This window comes from Nocardia sp. NPDC046763, from assembly GCF_040645495.1.
Classification (GTDB): domain Bacteria; phylum Actinomycetota; class Actinomycetes; order Mycobacteriales; family Mycobacteriaceae; genus Nocardia.
Map to the genome: position 1 here is coordinate 110,364 of NZ_JBEYYI010000007.1, position 16,668 is coordinate 127,031.

Consider the following 16,668-nt stretch of genomic DNA (forward strand, 5'->3'; position numbering starts at 1 on the left):
AGACACGCGCGGGTTGCTCCGCGTTCACCCCCGCTGACCAGGAGGGTTCCAGCAAACACACAACGGGCTGCCCGGTTCTCCGGACCGGGCAGCCCGTTGTGCATCGAGCGAACGCAAGCGTGCGTTCGTGCTACTCGCTATTCGTTGCCACTGCCGATGAGCAGATCGACGGTGAGCTCCAGGCGCTCGGTCACATCGGTGGCCGAGGCCCGGCGGGTCAGCCACGCAACCAGATTCGACAGCCACACATCGGAGATGACGCGGGCGATGGCGAGCTGGCGGTCGCTGGGAACCTCGTCGGAGAGGGCACGGGCGAAGAACCGGTCCATCACCTTGCCGACCCGATCGACCTCGGCGGCCGCGGAAGCGTCGGCGAACATGAAGGCGCGGGTCATGGCCTCGGTGAGCAGTGGGTCGCGCTGCATGGCCCGGGTGACCTGGGTGAGCAGCAGGTGCATGCGCTCCTGCGGGGTGGCCCCGGCGAGGGGCTTGCGGCGGCCCTCGAACTGCTCGAATTCCCGGGCCAGGGCGGATACCAGCAGGTGCACCTTGGACGGGAAGTACCGGTAGAGCGTGCCGACGGCGACATCCGCGCGTTCGGCGACCGCTCGCATCTGGACCGCGTCGTAGCCACCCTTGGATGCCAGCGCGAGCGTGGCGTCGAGGATGCGCTTGCGTCGGTCGCGCTGCGCCGCCGAGCTCAGATCCTCCTCGCTGAGGGTGGTGACGGGCGCGGTGCGTCCACCGGGCACCCCGTCGGCGGCCTGCGATCGGGAGGGACTGGCCATCGGTTGAGAGTCCTTTCCTGCACGAATCGTTCGGTTCATCTCACCCAGCGTCGGCTGGGCACGAGTTCGTACCGCGACCGGGACGGCGCTTGACTTCCGCCCGGCTCGAACATTAGAACATGTTCTAGGAGCTGAAGTCACGCCGGAAAGGCGGTATGGAGTGTGACCATAGCCACCACTGACGAGCATAAAGCCGTCCAGGAGTCGATGCGCGGATGGGCAACCGCCGTGCGCCCAATTGCAACAATGCGTTCAAGAGCACAGGCGGAACTGCGTTCCGGCGCGCCCGATTTCTGGCGCGAGTACTGGCCGCGCCTGGCCGATCTCGGAATTTTCCGGGTCGCGGTGCCGGAGGAGGCCGGAGGCGCGGGTGGAACCGTCGGAGATCTGGCCGTGCTGGTGGAGCAGGCGGCACATGACCTGGTCGGCGGACCGGTGCTCTCGACGGCGCTGGCGGGGCTCGTCGCCGGCGAGGCGCTCGACGAGAGTACGCCATGCGGCGTCGCGCTCGCGGGCGAAATCGCGATATCCGTGGGTGAATCGGGCGCTACGGTGTCCGGTGAGTGGGACTCGGTTCCGGGTGCCGCACCGGGGACGGCGGTGCTGGTCCCGGTGCGCGACGGTGACCGTCACCTGTGGGCGTTGATCGACGCCGACGCCGCCGGGCTGACCGTGGAGCCGCTGGCCGGCATCGACAAGACCGTGCCGCTGGCGCGCGTGGTGTGCGCGGACGTCGCGGTGGCCGTGGATCGCCTCTTCGAGCCCGGCTTCTCGGTGCTGGACCTGGCCGCCACCCTGGTCGCCGCCGAGGCCGCGGGCATCGCGGGCTGGTGCCTGGAGACCGCCACCGAATATGCGAAGGTGCGCGAACAATTCGGGCGCAAGATCGGCGAATTCCAAGCGGTCAAACACATTTGCGCGTGGATGCTGTGCCGGGCCGAACAGATTCGAGCCGTCGCCGCCGATGCGGCCGCCGCGGTGGACAGTGGTAGTGCGGAACTGCAATTGGCCGCCGCCGTCGCCCTGTCCATGTCGCTGGATGCCGCGGTGGAGAATGCCAAGGATTGCATTCAGGTTCTGGGTGGAATCGGTTTCACATGGGAACATGACGCGCATCTGTATCTGCGCCGAGCCACCGCGCTGCGGCAGCTGCTGGGCGGCACCGCGCGCTGGCGGGCCCGGGTCGCCGAGCTGACCCTGGCCGGCATGCGTCGCACGGTCGGCGTCGACCTGGGCGCCGACGGCGAGCCCGGATCCGACTGGGAGACAGCCGGTCTGGATGCCGCCGAGGCGGCCGTGCTGGCGGCGGACCTGGCCAAGATCGCGGCGCTGCCGGAGCCTGAGCAGCGGGTCGCGCTGGCCGAGGCCGGACTGCTGGCCTCGCACTGGCCCGCGCCCTACGGTCGCGGCGCCGGACCCCTGCTGCGCACGCGCCTCGACGATCAGATCCGCCAGGCGGGTATCGCGCTGCCGGACATCGCGATTGCCAACTGGGCGATCCCGACGCTGCTGCAGTGGGGCACCCCCGAGCAGATCGAGCGCTACGCCATGCCGACGTTGACCGGTGAGGTCATCTGGTGCCAGCTGTTCTCCGAGCCGGGCGCCGGGTCGGATCTGGCGGCGCTGCGCACGGTGGCCGAGCGGGTCGAGGGCGGCTGGAAGCTGCGCGGCCAGAAGGTATGGACCTCGCTGGCGGATCGCGCCACCTGGGGCATCTGCCTGGCGCGCACCGACGCGTCCGCGCCGAAGCACAAGGGCATCAGTTACTTCCTGGTCGATATGAAGAGCGCGGGGCTGGATATCCGGCCGCTGGTGGAGATCACCGGTGAGGCGCGCTTCAACGAGGTGTTCCTCGACGACGTCTTCGTTCCGGACGACTGCCTGGTCGGCGAACTCGGCAATGGCTGGAAGATCGCGCGTTCCACCCTGTCGGCGGAGCGGGTCGCCATGGGCGGCAAGGGAATCGGGGACGAGCTGGAGGCGCTGATCGCCGCCGCGCCGGCCTCGGGCCCGGGTGCGGAGCTGGTCGCGGACCGGCTCGGCGGGCTCGTTGCGGAATCGGTTGCCGGAACATTGTTGGAAGCTCGTGCGGCGCAGAAGCTGCTGTCCGGCGGGGACCCTGCCGCGCAGAGCAGCGTGCGCAAACTGGTCGGTGTGAGACACCGGCAGGCGGTCGCGGAATTCGCCGTCGAACTGTCTGGTGCGGCGGGCGCGCTGGAAACCGCCGCGGTGAAAGAATTCCTGCTCACACGCTGTTTGTCGATTGCCGGCGGTACCGAGCAGATCCTGTTGACCGTCGCCGGTGAACGGATCCTCGGGTTGCCCCGCGAGTCGCACGGCTAGTCCACACCTGAACCGGGAGCATTGCATTGGACTTCACCAGGGACGAGAGCCAGGACGCTGTCGCCGAGGTTGTCGTAAGTTTGCTGGAACGCGACAGCGCGCGTGATATCGCGCTGTGGCCGATCATCGCGGACAGTGGCCTGCTGGCCGTGCCGCTACCCGAACGTTTCGGCGGCGACGAGATGGGCCTGCTCGAGGTCGGGGCCATGCTCACCGAGCTGGCCCGCGCCGCCGCGCAGGCGCCCGCACTGGTCACCCTCGGCTTCGGCGTGCTGCCGCTGAAGGCGATCGGCCTGCCGGATGCCCTGGCGGAAAAGGTGTTTCCGGCCGTGGCCGAGGGCGCGGTACTGACCGCCGCCCTGCATGAGACCGGCTCGCCGTTCACCGTGAAGCCGGAGACCACCGCGGTGACCGACGGCGCCACCGTGCGTGTCACCGGCCGCAAGGTGGCGGTGCCCTACGCCGACACCGCGCGCTGGATCCTGGTGCCCACCGACAACGGCATCGCCGTGGTGGACGGTGACGCCGCGGGCATCACCCGCACCGCGAGCCCGACTTCCGATGGCGTGCCGGAGTTTTCGCTCCAGTTCGACCAGGTCGTGATTCCGGCCGAGCAGCTGCTCCCCGGCGGGCTGACCGAACTGCACCGGTTCGCGCTGGCGAGCCTCGGCGCGGTGGCCGACGGCCTGCTCGCGGGCGTGGTGTCATTGACCGCCGAGCACGTGCGCACCCGTCAGCAGTTCGGCCGCCCGCTGGCCGAATTCCAGGCTGTCGCACAGCAGATCGCGGATGTCTACGTGGCCTCGCGGACGCTGCACGCGGCCGCCTGCTCGGCCACCTGGGCGCTGGCCCAGGACGAACACGGCGCCGAGCACCTGGAGCGCATCGACGACGATCTCGACGTGCTGGCGTACACGGTGGCGGCGGAACTGCCCGCGGCCATGCAGAAGTGCCACCACCTGCACGGTGGTCTCGGGGTGGATATCACCCATCCGCTGCACCGCTACTACTCACAGGCCAAGGACATCGCCCGCTGGCTCGGCGGCGAATCGTTCCGGCTGGACCGTTTGGGAGCCAGATGTTCATCGAACTGACCGCGGAGCAGCGCAAGCTGCGCGACGAACTGCGCACGTACTTCACCGGTCTCGTGACTCCCGAAGAGGAGGCCGAGATGCTGGTGAACCGGCACGGTGACGCCTACCGCGCGGTGGTCAAGCGCATGGGCCGCGACGGCAAGCTCGGCGTCGGCTGGCCCAAGGAGTACGGCGGGCAGGGCTTCGGTCCGCTGGAACAGCAGATCTTCTACAACGAGGCGGTCCGTGCCGACGTGCCGGTGCCCCTGGTCACGCTGCTGACCGTCGGCCCGGCGCTGCAGTCGTTCGGCACCGAGCAGCAGAAGCAGAAGTTCCTGCCCGGAATCCTCACCGGCGACGTGCATTTCGCCATCGGCTACTCCGAGCCGGACGCCGGCACCGACCTGGCCGCCCTGCGCACCTCCGCGGTGCGCGACGCCAACGGCGACTGGATCGTCAACGGGCAGAAGATCTTCACCACCGGTGCGCACGAGGCCGACTACGTCTGGCTGGCCTGCCGCACCGGTTCCGCGGAGTCCCGGCACAAGGGCATCACGATCCTGATCGTGGACACCAGGGACCCGGGCTACTCGTGGACGCCGATCATCACCGCCGACGGCGCGCACCACACCAACGCCACCTACTTCGACAATGTCCGCGTGCCCGCGGACATGATGGTCGGCGAGGAGAACGGCGGCTGGAAGCTGATCACCACCCAGCTCAATCACGAGCGGGTGAGCCTGGGCCCGTCCGGCAAGATCGAGCAGCTCTATCACCGGGTGCACGACTGGGCGCAGGCCCAGGGCGTGCTCGGCGAGGCCGACGTGCGGCGCTCGCTGGGCCGCCTGCACGCCATGACGCGGCTGAACGAGCTGCTGAACTGGCAGGTGGCCTCCAATATGGAACGCCCCGACGCCGATCAGCGCGATGTCATCGCCGACGCCTCGGCGACCAAGGTGTTCTCCACCGAAGCGCTGCAGCAGGCGGGCCGCCTGGCCGAGGAGATCGTGGGCCGCTTCGGCGATCCCGCCGACTCGGCCACCGCGGAACTGCTGGTCTGGCTGGACAAGCGGACCAAGCAGAACCTGGTGGTGACCTTCGGCGGCGGCGTCAACGAGATCATGCGTGAGCTGATCGCCCAAATGGGCCTGCGCCTGCCCAGGGTCCCCAGATAGGAGCCACCCACCGTGGAGAAGACGTACCCCAGGCGGACGAGATCATGCGTGCTGTGCCCGATGGCCCAGATGGGCCTGCGCCTGCCCAGGGTCCCCAGATAGGAGCCACCCATCGTGGAGAAGACGTATCCCAGGCGGACGAGATCATGCGTGCTGTGCCCGATGGCCCGGATGGGCCTGCGCCTGCCGCGGGTTTCGCGCTAGATCGCAGAGGAGAGAGCGTGACGAAGAGTTTCACGGCCGACGAGATCCGCGAGGGCCTGGAGAAGATCAAGGCGGACGGTGAGTCCGCGGCGCGCACGGGGCGCGATCAGATCAACCAGCCCATGATCAACAACTGGGTCGAGGCCCTCGGCGATGCCAACCCGATCTACGTGGACGAGGCCGCCGCCAAGGCGGCCGGGCACCCCGGTATCGTGGCCCCGCCCGCCATGGCGCAGGTGTGGACCATGCTGGGACTGGGCGGCGTCCGCGCTGCCGACGACCCGATGACCCGCACCAACGACCTGTTCGACGCGGCCGGCTTCACCTCGGTGGTCGCCACCAACTGCGAGCAGGTCTATCACCGCTACCTGCAGCTCGGCGAGCAGGTGACGGTCCGGTCCAGCATCGGCGACATCGTGGGCCCCAAGCGGACCGGGCTCGGCGAGGGCTGGTTCACCACCTACCTCACCAACTGGTACGTGGGTGACGAGCTGGTCACCGAGATGAAGTTCCGCATGCTGAAGTTCGCGCCCGGCACCGGAAAGAAGGCCGCTCCCAAGGAGTCCGGCGAGGTGTCCGCCGAAGACCTGGCCAAGCGCGTGCGGCCGACCGTCTCCAAGGACACCGAGTTCTTCTGGGACGGAATCAAACTCGGTGAGCTGCGGATCCAGCAGCGGCCCGACGGCTCGCTGCAGCACCCGCCGGTTCCGGCGCTGTGGAAGGACCACTCGGAGCAGACCGACTATGTGGTCGCCTCCGGTCGCGGCACCGTCTTCAGCTTCGTGGTGCACCACGCGCCCAAGGTGCCCGGACGGCAGCTGCCGTACGTGATCGCCCTGGTCGAGCTGGAGGAGGGCGTGCGCATGCTCGGTGAGCTGCGCGGCATCGAGCCGGGTGAGGTCGAGGTCGGCCTGCCGGTCGAGGTGGGCTTCCTGAAGCTCGACGACGACAACACCGTGCCCTACTGGGAGGCCGTGCAATGACTACAGCATCGCGGAGCGATTCCATCAGCGGTGGCGGTGGGGCGACGGGTGGGCCCGTGGAGCTCTCGGCCGTGCAGGTCGGAACCGTGTTGCCGGAGTTGGTGATTCACGCCGACACCACGTTCATCGTCTCGACGGCGCTGGCGACCCGGGACTTCCAGGACGTGCACCACGACCGTGACAAGGCGGTCGAGCGCGGGTCCAAGGACATCTTCGTCAACATCCTCACCGACACCGGTCTGGTGCAGCGGTTCGTGACGGACTGGGCGGGGCCGCGGGCCATCGTCAAGTCGATCGCGCTGCGGCTGGGCGTGCCGCTGTACGCGGGTGACACCCTCACTCTGAGCGGCACCGTGGCGGCAGTGGACGGCGCGGACATCACCATCGACGTGGTCGGCAAGGACTCGCTCGGCGACCACATCACGGCGAAAGCCGTCATTTCCCTGCAGGAGGCACAGTGAGTGGGCTGAGCCGTAGCGCCGCCATCGTCGGCATCGGCGCGACCGACTTCTCCAAGGACTCCGGCCGCAGCGAACTGCGCCTGGCCGCCGAGGCCGTCACCGCCGCGCTGGCCGACGCGGGGCTCACGCCCGCCGATGTGGACGGCCTGACGACCTTCACCATGGACACCAATACCCAGGCCGCCGTGGCGCGCGCCGCCGGTATCCCGTCCCTGAAGTTCTTCAGCAACATCCCCTTCGGCGGTGGCGCGGCCGCCGCGACCGTGCAGCAGGCCGCCATGGCGGTCGCGACCGGTGTCGCGGATGTCGTTGTGGCCTACCGGGCTTTCAACGAGCGTTCCGGAAACCGCTTCGGGCAGTTCGCGACTCACCTCGCGACCGGCAACCCGAGCTCCTCCGGTGTGGACAACGCGTTCTCCTACACCCACGGCCTGGGCACCCCGGCCGCGCAGGTGGCCATGGTGGCGCGCCGCTACATGCACGTATACGGCGCGCGCAGTGAGGATTTCGGCCGGGTGGCCGTCGCCGATCGCAAGCACGCGGCCGTGAATCCGGCGGCGCACTTCTACGGCAAGCCCATCACCCTCGAGGAGCACCAGGCCTCGCGCTGGATCGCGGAGCCGCTGCACCTGCTGGACTGCTGCCAGGAGACCGACGGCGGCGTGGCCATCGTGGTCACCAGCGCCGAGCGGGCCAAGGATCTGCCCAACAAGCCCGCGCTGATCGCCGGCGCCGCACAGGGTTCCGGGGCCGACCAGTACGTCATGACCAGCTACTACCGCGACGCCATGACCGGGCTGCCCGAGATGGGCCTGGTCGGCGACCAGCTGTGGGCGCAGAGCGGGCTGCGGCCGGAGGATATGCAGGCCGGCATCCTCTACGACCACTTCACCCCCTTCGTCCTCATGCAGCTGGAGGAGCTCGGTTTCTGCGGCCGCGGCGAGGCCAAGGACTTCATCGCCGACGGCGCCATCGAGATCGGCGGCCGCCTGCCGCTGAACACCCACGGCGGCCAGCTCGGCGAGGCCTACATCCACGGCATGAACGGCATCGCCGAGGGCGTCCGCCAGATCCGCGGCACCTCCGTGAATCAGGTCCAGGGCCTGGAGAACATCGTGGTCACCGCCGGCACCGGCGTCCCGACCTCGGGTCTGGTCCTCACCACCAACTAGTTCCCGGCGCGGGGCACCTGTCGAAAACAGGTGCCCCGTTGGGATAGATCTCGGGCGTGCCGAGACTGTGACCTACCTACGCGCGGCAGACACCGAGGAAACCCGCCGATGCCGGTGGGGTCTTTGAGCAGTCGCTCGATGCGTTCTTTGCGCTGGGCGACGAACCACAGCGCGGCGTTCACGGTGTCGTCGACGGTCGTGGTGCCGAGTTCAGCGGCCGCGGGGGCAAGTGATATTTCCTCCAGCTCGATCATTGTTCGCATCTGTCCTCTCCTTTCGTCTTGCTCATGGGTAATGGTGTCCGCTCTCGCCCTAGACTTGGCACGGTGTCCGACAAGTCTGAAATGGGCGAGTTTCTCCGATCGCGCCGGGCGCGATTGCGGCCCGAGGACATCGGCTTGCCGGTGTGGGGGCGGCGACGGGTGCCCGGGTTGCGGCGCGAGGAGGTCGCGCATCTTGCCGGGGTAAGTGTCGAGTACTACGTGCGGCTGGAACAGGGTCGGGCCGAGGCGGTTTCGGAGGGGATCGTAGACGCCATCGCCAACGCGCTGCGGTTGAGCGAGGATGAGCGGCGGCACCTGCGCAATCTGGCCCGGCCGCCGCGGTCGCTGTCCCGGGCGGGCACGCCGTTGCGGGCCGGGCTGCAACAGTTGCTCGACTCCATGGTCCGCACGCCCGCCTATATCGTGGGGCACCGCACCGACATTCTGGGCTGGAACGCCGCGGCCGTGGCGCTGTTCGACATCGATTTCGCGGAACTGCCGGAGCGGGAACGCACCTGGCTGCACCTGGTCTTCTTCGATCCGGGTATCCGCGCGCTCACCGCGGGCAGCTGGCCGATGATCGCCGGGGAGATCGCCGCCGATATGCGGCTGCGCGCCAGTCATCGGCCCGACGACCCCGAGCTGCGGGCCCAGCTGCGGGACATGACCGAGCGCAGCGCGGAGTTCCGCGAACTCTGGGAGACGCACGAGGTCAACGACTTTCAGTACGGTCGCTACATCCTGTGTCACCCCCGTGCCGGAGATCTGCATCTGGACTACGAATTGCTGGACATCCCGGCCGATCCCGGCGTGCGGGCCATCGTCGCCTTCACCGCCGTGCCCGGCACCGATACAGCGGGCGCGCTCGACGCCCTCTTGGTGTCGAGCACCTCCGAAGTCGAGCGCTCGACCTGATCGCCGAGGCGGCGGGGCGGGAGTAGCTTGGTGGGCGGACCGACGTGGGGAAGGGGATCGGAATGACGGTGCGGGAACGCCTGGGGTTGCCGGTGTTCGGAGGCGGGCTCAATTATGGGGAGCCGCACGAGACCTCGGATGGCACAACGATCATCACTGTCACCGGAACCGGCGGGCTGCTGGGCCCCCGGCCGCTGGGCATCTTCGTGGTGCGGGGTGAGACCGTGAAATGGGAACCCGCCGATGGCGGCACCGCCGCCGCGACAAATGGCGCCGTGCGCGGTATCCGCAACACCCCGTGTGTCGATGTGCCGGGCAAGCGCGCGCCGACTCCCGAGCTCTGCCACGATCCCAACGGCTACCAGCCCGAGGGCGACAACCCACCGTTCGGTCCGCCGAACAAGGTGGACAACAACGGGCAGCCGCTGGACAAGCTGCTCGGCAACCAGAACGCACCGTTCATCGCACACGTGGATCCGGGCACCGGTACCTTCGTCGGACCTGATGGTCACGTGTACCGTCGGGGAGACGTCAATGCAGATGGTTCCACCAAGGTGCCGTCGAGCTGGCAACAGCTGCTTCAGGAGCCAACGCCATGAGCGAAACCCCAGCAAATCCAACCCGCACGCGGCGACGCGTCGTCCGGCAGGCGGGCCCGCCCGTCGAGGATGATCGCGCGGGCATCGAGGTCGAGGAGACCTCGGTCGCCGCGGCGAGCCCGGAAACGGCAGCGGCCGTGGCCGCGAGCCCGGCCGCCGAGCCCGCCGCCGAATCCGTCACCGCCGAGCCGGAATTCGTGGTCGCGGTGGTCGAGGACGCGGCGCCGACCGAGTCCGCTGGGGTGCAAGCCAAGCGTTCTGCCGAGACCGAGGCCGAGGATGCCGTGGCGCCGGACGCCGACGGGGCGGCTGAATCCGAAGGCCGTGAACCGAAGTCGAGGTTCCAACGGGCGCGGGCCTCGCTCGGCTGGGCGGGCTCGATCGCCGCGGTGGTCGCCCTGATCTCCACGCTGGTTCTGATCGGTTCGGGCGGCGCTTTCTTCTACCACCAGAAGCATGCCGACGACCTGAGCGCGCGGCGCGCCGAATACATCCAGGTCGCCAAGCAGGCGTACCTGGACATGGTCACCGTCAAAGCCGACACCGCCGGGCCCGACCTGGACCGGCTGTTCGCGGTCGCGGGCGGCGGCCTCAAGGACGACCTCGCCGCCAACAAAGAGGACTACAAGAAGGTCTTCGAGCAGATGAAGGTGCAGTCCTCCGGCAAGATCATCTCTGCCGCCATCGAGAGCGACGACGCCGATTCGGCCAAGGTGCTGCTGCTGGCCCAGCAGACCGTGTCCAATGCCGCGTCCAACGGTCCGATGCAGAAGGACTACCGCTTCCGAGTGACCGTGAACCGCACCGGCGGCACCGTGACCGCCTCGTCCTGGGAGCTGGTGCCGTGAAGATCAATGCCCGTTCCATCATGATCGGCGTCGCCGGCGTGCTCCTCGTCGCCGCCGTCGCGGTGGGATCGCTCGTCGCCGACCGCTTCTGGTCCGACCGTACCGCTGAACGAAACCGCACTTCCGCAGCCGCTTTCGCACAGGACACGGTCGAGGACCTCTTCACCTACAACTACGATTCCGCCGACAAGGAGCTGCCGAAGGTCGCCGACCGGCTCTCGGGCGCCTACCGCGATTCCTATATGAAGGTGATCAACGAGCAGGCCATCCCCGCGGCCAAGGAGAAGAAGCTCAACGTCCAGACCCTGGTCTCGGCGACCGGCATTATCGCGTCGTCCCGCGATCACGTGACCATCCTGGTGATCGCGGATCAGCGCTTCTCGAGCTCGGATTCGGCTCAGCAAACGCTGGCCAGCGACCGTTTGCAGGTCGAGCTCACCAAACACGACGACAGTTGGCTGGTCACCGACATCAAGACGATCTGAGTCGATCCTCCCGATCTACCGCGCGCGTACGGCCCCGGACTGTTCCGGGGCCGTACGCGTTTTCTACCGCTGCGCCCTCCACTTCGTCAGAGCGGTTAGCCAAGCAGGGTTATCGAGCGTATCTCCGACGGGTCATCGACGACCCCGAAACGGCCGCCGCACTGACACCCGACTACGGACCCATGGCGAAGCGCCTCACCATGTCGACCGGATATCCGGCGGTGTTCAATCGCGACAATGTTCGCCTGGTCACCGACGACATCGAGCGGTTCACCGAGCAGGGCATCCTGACCAGCGACGGCACCGAACGTCAATACGACGTCATCGTGCTGGCAACCGGCTACGAGATGCACACCGAGCCGGAAAGTTACGTCGAAGGTGCCGTTGTCGGGCGGGACGGATTCGATCTCGCTCAGTTCTTCAGCGCCAATGGAGTACAGGCCTATGAGGGTGTGGCCGTAGCCGGCCTGCCGAACCGCTGGATGCTGGTCGGACCGTACTCGTTGTCCGATATCGGATGGCATGGGATGGTGGAAACGACTGCGTCACATGCTATTCGAGCGATAGTGGAGGCGCGTCGCCGCCGGGCGTCGACTGTCGAGGTGAGCGAACAGGCGCACGCCGCTCACCACGCCGAGTTCTACAGGCGCGGTCGGGTCCTCCGGCGCTACATCGAGACGCAAAACAAGGGCACTCGAACCTACTACCGCAACTCGCACGGCGACACGCCATATTTCCGGCCTGCCGGCGCCCTCGAAACGCGTTGGCGCGACAGACATTTCCCGTTCACCGACTATCACTTCGACGCGGAGCATCAGCTTCCGGATCGTCGTGTGGACGCACCCAGTCTCCCATAATCGGTATCCGAGGCGTGTCGAGTGGGCCGGCGCTGGCGGCTGATCAGCTCGACTTACGTTCTGGCCCAGGCTGATCCCCATGACAGCGTTGTCATGGGGATCGTCGACAACCTGGTCCGTCGGCCTCATCGGCCCGGTGGGGTTACGACCTTCAGCTGATACCGCGTGGGCGCAGCGTCCCACGTTCCCTCATGGCCAGTGGCGTGCCGTCGGTACTCAATTCGAACGCGGACAGGATGCGGGCGATCAGCAGCGTGGCTTCGTGGAGCGCGAACTGACGACCGATGCAGCTGCGCGGACCGGTGCCCCACGGCTCGAAGAACCGGTCGGGATGGCTGCGCAAACGGTCGGCTTCGAAGCGAGTCGGATCGAAGATGTCGGCGTCGGGACCCCATACGTCTTTGTCCCGCTGTGCGGCCAGGGCGAGGATGAAAACCATTTGCTCGGCCGGGATCAGATACCCGCCTAGATTCTGGTCGGTGCGGGCTCTCCGGAAGTATCCCGGTGCCGGCGGCCATAATCTCAGGCACTCGTTGAGAAGATGCCGGATCATGCGCATCCCGGTTATCGCGTTGTAATCGAACTCGCCACGTGCCGATATTTCGGTGCGGAGTCGTTCTTGCAGTGTTCGGTCGGCGGCGATGTAGTGCAGTGCCACCTCGAGCAGTGCGGCTGTGGTTTCATATCCTCCTGCCATGAAGGTCAACACCTGCTCGCGCACATTGTCCGACGGCAACCGTTGTCCGGTTTCCGGGTCGGTGGCCGTGAGCATGAGGTTGAGCAGATCCTCGTCATCAGTCGGATGAGCGATACGTTCAGCGACAATTCTGTCGGAAAAGCTGTGCATCGCCTCGATATTGCGGCGAACCCTGGGTTCGAGCAGTCGCCGCCGGATCGGTCCGACGATAGGCAGTGAATTTCCGGCGTCCGATGCCATGCGCAGTGTGTCCGAGAGCGAGCCGATGAATGCCTGAGAATCGGCGCTGCCGGGCGCATCATGGAAAAGCCCGAGATCCCTGGTGAATCCGGCACGGCCGATCGCTTCCCCCGCGGCTCGCGTCATGGCCGAGTGCGTGTCGACCACGCCGTCACTGGCGGACCATTCCGCAACGAGATCGTCGGCGACCCATTGCATAGCCCGGTGATAGCTGCGCATTGCCTTCTGCGCGAATGCCGGAGTGAGAATGCGGCGCGCCTGGCCCCACAGCGGATTGTCGGAATCCGCCACGAACAGACTTTCCGGTATGAATCGTCGGAACTCGAGCACGGGCCCGTACATTGCACGCTCCCAATGCTGTTCATCCGAACATTGGGCCGCGAGTCGAGCGCCTGCCACGTAGATGAAGTGCAGGCCGAGAGCTCTGCGTTCGAAAATGGGACCGAGCGACGCGGACAGGGCCATTTCATTCTGAACGGGGCTATAGCGGTCGAGATGGGTGATATCGCCCAAGAGGGGAACACGTCCAGGGGGTGTGGGAGGTCTCGACGAATCAGGGACGCTGTCATGTGCTCATCCTCCGGGCCTAGCTGTACGAAACCGCCTGAATATAAACGGTGTTCACTAACTGAGCTGTCGAATCTTAACCGCACTGCCCTGGTATCGGTGCCCGCCTGGTGACAGCGCCACCGGGTAACACTGGTACCCACGTACAACTCGACTTACGCTGATTGACGGGAACGCAGACTTGTCAGAAGGCAGGTTCGCACCGTGGGTAACAAGAAGGCACCGTGGACCGCCGCCGACGTCCCGAATCTGCAGGGGCGCACCGCCATTGTGACCGGGGCCAGTGCCGGGCTGAGGTTGGAGACCGCGCTGCGGCTCGCCGAACACGGCGCCCGGGTGGTCCTTGCATGCCGCGATGCCGACAAGGCCGTGGCCGCGGCGGAAACCATCCGCCGGACCGCGCCGGACGCCGAATTGCCGTTCGTGGAGCTGGATCTGACGTCGCTGAAATCGGTCCACCGGGCCGCGGCACGGCTGCACGACGACTTCGGGCAGATCGACCTGCTGGTGAACAATGCGGGCACGCTGAGCCGGGAGCGGACCGTCACCGAGGACAGGTTCGAAACCACCTTCGGCACGAACCATCTGGGCCCGTTCGCCTTCACCGGACTCCTGCTCGATCTGCTGCACGCGGCGCCGCAGGCCCGCGTCGTCACGGTGACCAGCGGGGTCCCCGCGCAGAAGGGCACCTGGCTCGACCTCGACGACCTCACCTACGAGCGGCGCACCTACAAGGCCTACCCCGCCTACGCGCAGTCCAAGCAGGCCAACGCCAGCTTCGCATTCGAACTGCAGCGGCAGCTCAACGACACCGGCAGCCGGCTGATCTCGGTGCTGGTCCACCCGGGCGCCGCCGAATCCGACTTCGCCCAGAACTTCGGTCCCGCAGTCGCCTTCCTGGCCCGGCCCTCGCTGCGCTGGGTGTTCCAGATCGTCATGCAGACCGTCGAGATGGGTGCGCTGCCGAGCCTGCGCGCCGCCACCGACCCCGGCGTGCGCGGCGGTGACTTCTACGGCCCGACCGGCTCGACCAAGGGCTACCCGGTGCCGAACGCGGCCGGAGAACGCACCCGCGATCCCGAGTTGGCGGCCCGGCTGTGGGCCGAATCCGAACGGCTCACCGGAGTCACCTACCGGTTCGACCAACTCGACGACGCGGCGGACTAGGCCCGACACGCCGAACGCCCCCTGAAATCCTCAGGGGGCGTTCACCTTACGATCGGGTCAGCGGCTCAGGTCCGGATCCACGTCGTCGTCGGTCAGCAGCGCGCTGCCCGCGACGCGATCGGTGGCCAGGGCGTCGAGGAAGGCACGCGCCCACCGGTCGACGTCATGGGTGAGGACCTGGCGCCGCAGCGAACGCATCCGGCGGCGTCGGGTGTCGCGATCGTCGTCGATCGCGCCGATCAGGGCGTCCTTGACGCTGTCGAGATCGTGCGGATTGCACAGGTAGGCCTGCCGCAATTCCGCTGCCGCACCGGTGAATTCGCTCAGTACCAGCGCACCGTTGAGGCTGCCCTGACACGCCACGTACTCCTTGGCGACCAGGTTCATGCCGTCACGCAGCGGTGTCACCACCATGACGTCGGCGGCCACGAAGAACGCGATCAGCTCCTCGCGCGGGATGGGCCGGTGCAGGTAGTGCACCACCGGATAACCCACCCGGGCGAACTCGCCGTTGATCCGGCCCACCTGGCGTTCGATATCGCCGCGCATCTGCTTGTAGGACTCGACCCGTTCCCGGCTCGGCGTGGCCAGCTGCACCATCACCGTGTCCGCCGGATCGATCCGGCGGTCGTGCAGCAGCTCCTCCAGTGCGGCCAGCCGGATGTCGATGCCCTTGGTGTAGTCCAGGCGGTCCACACCCAGCAGGATCGTCTTCGGGTTGCCCAGCTCCGCACGGATTTTCGCGGCCCGCTCCCGCACCCCGCGGCGGCGCGAATACTCGTCCAGCTCGGTGGAGGTGATGGAGATCGGGAACGCGCCCACCCGCACGGTGCGGAAACCCACCTGCACCACACCGAGTTTCGAGCGCACACCCACATTGCCGCGCGAGGTCGGCTGCCCGGCCAGTCTTCTGGCCAGATACAGGAAGTTCTGTGCGCCGCCCGGCAGATGGAAGCCGATCAGGTCGGCGCCCAGCAGACCCTCGACGATCTCGGTACGCCACGGCATCTGCATGAACAGTTCCACCGGCGGGAACGGAATGTGCAGGAAGAAGCCGATGGTCAGATCCGGGCGCAGCATGCGCAGCATCTTCGGCACCAGCTGCAGCTGGTAGTCCTGCACCCACACCGTCGCGCCCTCGGCGGCCACCTTGGCGGTGTACTCGGCGAACCGGCGGTTCACCTGGACGTACGCCTGCCACCACCGGCGGTCGTAGACCGGCCGCACGATCACGTCGTGATACAGCGGCCACAGCGTCGCGTTGGAGAAGCCCTCGTAGTAGTCGGCGACCTCGTCGCTGGACAGCGGCACCGGGTGCAGTTCCAGACCGTCCTCGACGATCGGATCCAGATCCACATCCGGGACGCCGGCCCAGCCGACCCAGGCGCCCTTGTTGTTGCGCAGTACCGGTTCCAGCGCGGTCACCAGGCCGCCGGGGCTGCGCTTCCAGCGAGTGGTTCCATCGGGTAGTCGCTCCAGGTCGACCGGAAGCCGGTTGGCGACGACGACGAAACCGGAGCCGGAGCTATCCGGGTGCACGGGTCATTCGCCTCGCGTCGGACCGATGCCCAGCATGGACAGCAGCATGCGGCACTCGTCGGCATCGGTGGCATAGGCGGCCACGACGCGCTGGGCCTGTCGAGCGGTTTCGTCGGCGAGCGGTTCCAGATCGTCGTCCGCGATGTCGTTTGCGCCGGTCTTCGCGGCCATCTCATGTCCTCTCGGGGAAGTCTGCTCGGTGCGAGGAGTCCATCGTATCTGCCAGGAAAGTCGGGACCCTGCGCTGCGTGCATTGCGAGCCCTAACCGCAATGGTCGTGCTCACCAGACCG

The 16,668-nt window shown here is 67.4% G+C and carries 16 protein-coding genes and 1 pseudogene; 12 read left to right on the forward strand and 5 right to left on the reverse strand.

The genetic code is table 11. From position 1 onward, the window contains the following. Positions 1 to 137: 137 nt before the first annotated feature. A complete protein-coding gene (gene kstR, locus ABZ909_RS14125; protein WP_040854337.1) occupies positions 138 to 788 on the reverse strand; it encodes a cholesterol catabolism transcriptional regulator KstR in 651 nt (216 codons plus the stop codon). 162 nt (positions 789 to 950) lie between these two features. Between kstR and ABZ909_RS14130 the strand changes: the two genes are divergently transcribed. The 6 genes from ABZ909_RS14130 to ABZ909_RS14155 all read left to right on the forward strand — a co-directional run bounded on the left by ABZ909_RS14130 (position 951) and on the right by ABZ909_RS14155 (position 8,199). After that, positions 951 to 3,131 carry an acyl-CoA dehydrogenase gene (locus ABZ909_RS14130; RefSeq protein WP_356998777.1) on the forward strand — a complete coding sequence of 727 codons (2,181 nt, stop codon included), beginning with the start codon at positions 951 to 953 and terminating at the stop codon, positions 3,129 to 3,131. 26 nt (positions 3,132 to 3,157) lie between these two features. Next, positions 3,158 to 4,225 (forward strand): acyl-CoA dehydrogenase family protein, encoded by a 1,068-nt coding sequence (locus ABZ909_RS14135; RefSeq protein WP_356998779.1) that lies wholly within the window; start codon positions 3,158 to 3,160, stop codon positions 4,223 to 4,225. Further along, a complete protein-coding gene (locus tag ABZ909_RS14140; RefSeq protein WP_356998781.1) occupies positions 4,210 to 5,379 on the forward strand; it encodes an acyl-CoA dehydrogenase family protein in 1,170 nt (389 codons plus the stop codon). Before ABZ909_RS14135 ends, ABZ909_RS14140 begins: the two co-directional genes overlap by 16 nt. A gap of 221 nt (positions 5,380 to 5,600) precedes the next feature. After that, positions 5,601 to 6,566, forward strand: a complete 966-nt coding sequence (locus tag ABZ909_RS14145; protein ID WP_356998784.1) for a bifunctional MaoC family dehydratase N-terminal/OB-fold nucleic acid binding domain-containing protein — start codon at positions 5,601 to 5,603, stop codon at positions 6,564 to 6,566. Further along, entirely contained in the window at positions 6,563 to 7,027 is a 465-nt protein-coding gene (locus ABZ909_RS14150) for a MaoC family dehydratase (protein ID WP_356998787.1), read from the forward strand. Before ABZ909_RS14145 ends, ABZ909_RS14150 begins: the two co-directional genes overlap by 4 nt. Further along, positions 7,024 to 8,199 (forward strand): lipid-transfer protein, encoded by a 1,176-nt coding sequence (locus ABZ909_RS14155; RefSeq protein WP_356998790.1) that lies wholly within the window; start codon positions 7,024 to 7,026, stop codon positions 8,197 to 8,199. The genes ABZ909_RS14150 and ABZ909_RS14155 overlap by 4 nt, the downstream gene beginning before the upstream one ends. On the opposite strand, the gene ABZ909_RS14160 is transcribed toward ABZ909_RS14155, so the two are convergent. After that, complete coding sequence (locus ABZ909_RS14160) at positions 8,196 to 8,462, reverse strand: hypothetical protein (RefSeq protein WP_356998792.1); 267 nt, start codon at positions 8,460 to 8,462, stop codon at positions 8,196 to 8,198. The genes ABZ909_RS14155 and ABZ909_RS14160 overlap by 4 nt on opposite strands. A 63-nt stretch (positions 8,463 to 8,525) precedes the next feature. Here ABZ909_RS14160 and ABZ909_RS14165 point away from each other — a divergent pair, with 63 nt between their 5' ends. The 5 genes from ABZ909_RS14165 (at position 8,526) to ABZ909_RS14185 (ending at position 12,166) form a co-directional block, all read left to right on the forward strand. Further along, complete coding sequence (locus tag ABZ909_RS14165; RefSeq protein WP_356998795.1) at positions 8,526 to 9,377, forward strand: helix-turn-helix transcriptional regulator; 852 nt, start codon at positions 8,526 to 8,528, stop codon at positions 9,375 to 9,377. 62 nt (positions 9,378 to 9,439) lie between these two features. Continuing rightward, a complete protein-coding gene (locus ABZ909_RS14170; protein ID WP_356998797.1) occupies positions 9,440 to 9,976 on the forward strand; it encodes a hypothetical protein in 537 nt (178 codons plus the stop codon). Beyond that, positions 9,973 to 10,824: a hypothetical protein gene (locus tag ABZ909_RS14175; protein ID WP_356998799.1), complete on the forward strand. Its 852-nt coding sequence runs from the start codon at positions 9,973 to 9,975 to the stop codon at positions 10,822 to 10,824. The genes ABZ909_RS14170 and ABZ909_RS14175 overlap by 4 nt, the downstream gene beginning before the upstream one ends. After that, positions 10,821 to 11,309: a h domain protein gene (locus tag ABZ909_RS14180; RefSeq protein ID WP_356998801.1), complete on the forward strand. Its 489-nt coding sequence runs from the start codon at positions 10,821 to 10,823 to the stop codon at positions 11,307 to 11,309. Before ABZ909_RS14175 ends, ABZ909_RS14180 begins: the two co-directional genes overlap by 4 nt. A gap of 221 nt (positions 11,310 to 11,530) precedes the next feature. Continuing rightward, on the forward strand, positions 11,531 to 12,166 hold the full coding sequence (locus ABZ909_RS14185) for a hypothetical protein (RefSeq protein ID WP_356998804.1): 636 nt from the start codon (positions 11,531 to 11,533) through the stop codon (positions 12,164 to 12,166). 151 nt (positions 12,167 to 12,317) lie between these two features. On the opposite strand, the pseudogene ABZ909_RS14190 reads toward ABZ909_RS14185, so the two are convergent. Continuing rightward, positions 12,318 to 13,631, reverse strand: a pseudogene (locus tag ABZ909_RS14190) (cytochrome P450); the annotation flags it as partial. Between the two features lie 243 nt (positions 13,632 to 13,874). Here ABZ909_RS14190 and ABZ909_RS14195 point away from each other — a divergent pair. Further along, on the forward strand, positions 13,875 to 14,837 hold the full coding sequence (locus ABZ909_RS14195) for an oxidoreductase (RefSeq protein WP_356998807.1): 963 nt from the start codon (positions 13,875 to 13,877) through the stop codon (positions 14,835 to 14,837). Between the two features lie 57 nt (positions 14,838 to 14,894). Here the strand turns inward: ABZ909_RS14195 and ABZ909_RS14200 are convergent, their stop codons facing one another. Together ABZ909_RS14200 and ABZ909_RS14205 are read right to left on the reverse strand one after the other, a co-directional pair. Continuing rightward, complete coding sequence (locus ABZ909_RS14200) at positions 14,895 to 16,376, reverse strand: trehalose-6-phosphate synthase (RefSeq protein ID WP_356998810.1); 1,482 nt, start codon at positions 16,374 to 16,376, stop codon at positions 14,895 to 14,897. 3 nt (positions 16,377 to 16,379) lie between these two features. Next, complete coding sequence (locus tag ABZ909_RS14205) at positions 16,380 to 16,547, reverse strand: hypothetical protein (protein ID WP_162958162.1); 168 nt, start codon at positions 16,545 to 16,547, stop codon at positions 16,380 to 16,382. Positions 16,548 to 16,668 lie beyond the last annotated feature (121 nt).

Coding starts and splice junctions, on each gene's coding strand:
- ABZ909_RS14205 (WP_162958162.1), bottom strand. CDS start 16,547: ATGGCCGCGAAGACCGGCGCAAACGACATCGCGGACGACGATCTGGAA.
- ABZ909_RS14140 (WP_356998781.1), top strand. CDS start 4,210: ATGTTCATCGAACTGACCGCGGAGCAGCGCAAGCTGCGCGACGAACTG.
- ABZ909_RS14150 (WP_356998787.1), top strand. CDS start 6,563: ATGACTACAGCATCGCGGAGCGATTCCATCAGCGGTGGCGGTGGGGCG.
- ABZ909_RS14175 (WP_356998799.1), top strand. CDS start 9,973: ATGAGCGAAACCCCAGCAAATCCAACCCGCACGCGGCGACGCGTCGTC.
- ABZ909_RS14170 (WP_356998797.1), top strand. CDS start 9,440: ATGACGGTGCGGGAACGCCTGGGGTTGCCGGTGTTCGGAGGCGGGCTC.
- kstR (WP_040854337.1), bottom strand. CDS start 788: ATGGCCAGTCCCTCCCGATCGCAGGCCGCCGACGGGGTGCCCGGTGGA.
- ABZ909_RS14160 (WP_356998792.1), bottom strand. CDS start 8,462: ATGCGAACAATGATCGAGCTGGAGGAAATATCACTTGCCCCCGCGGCC.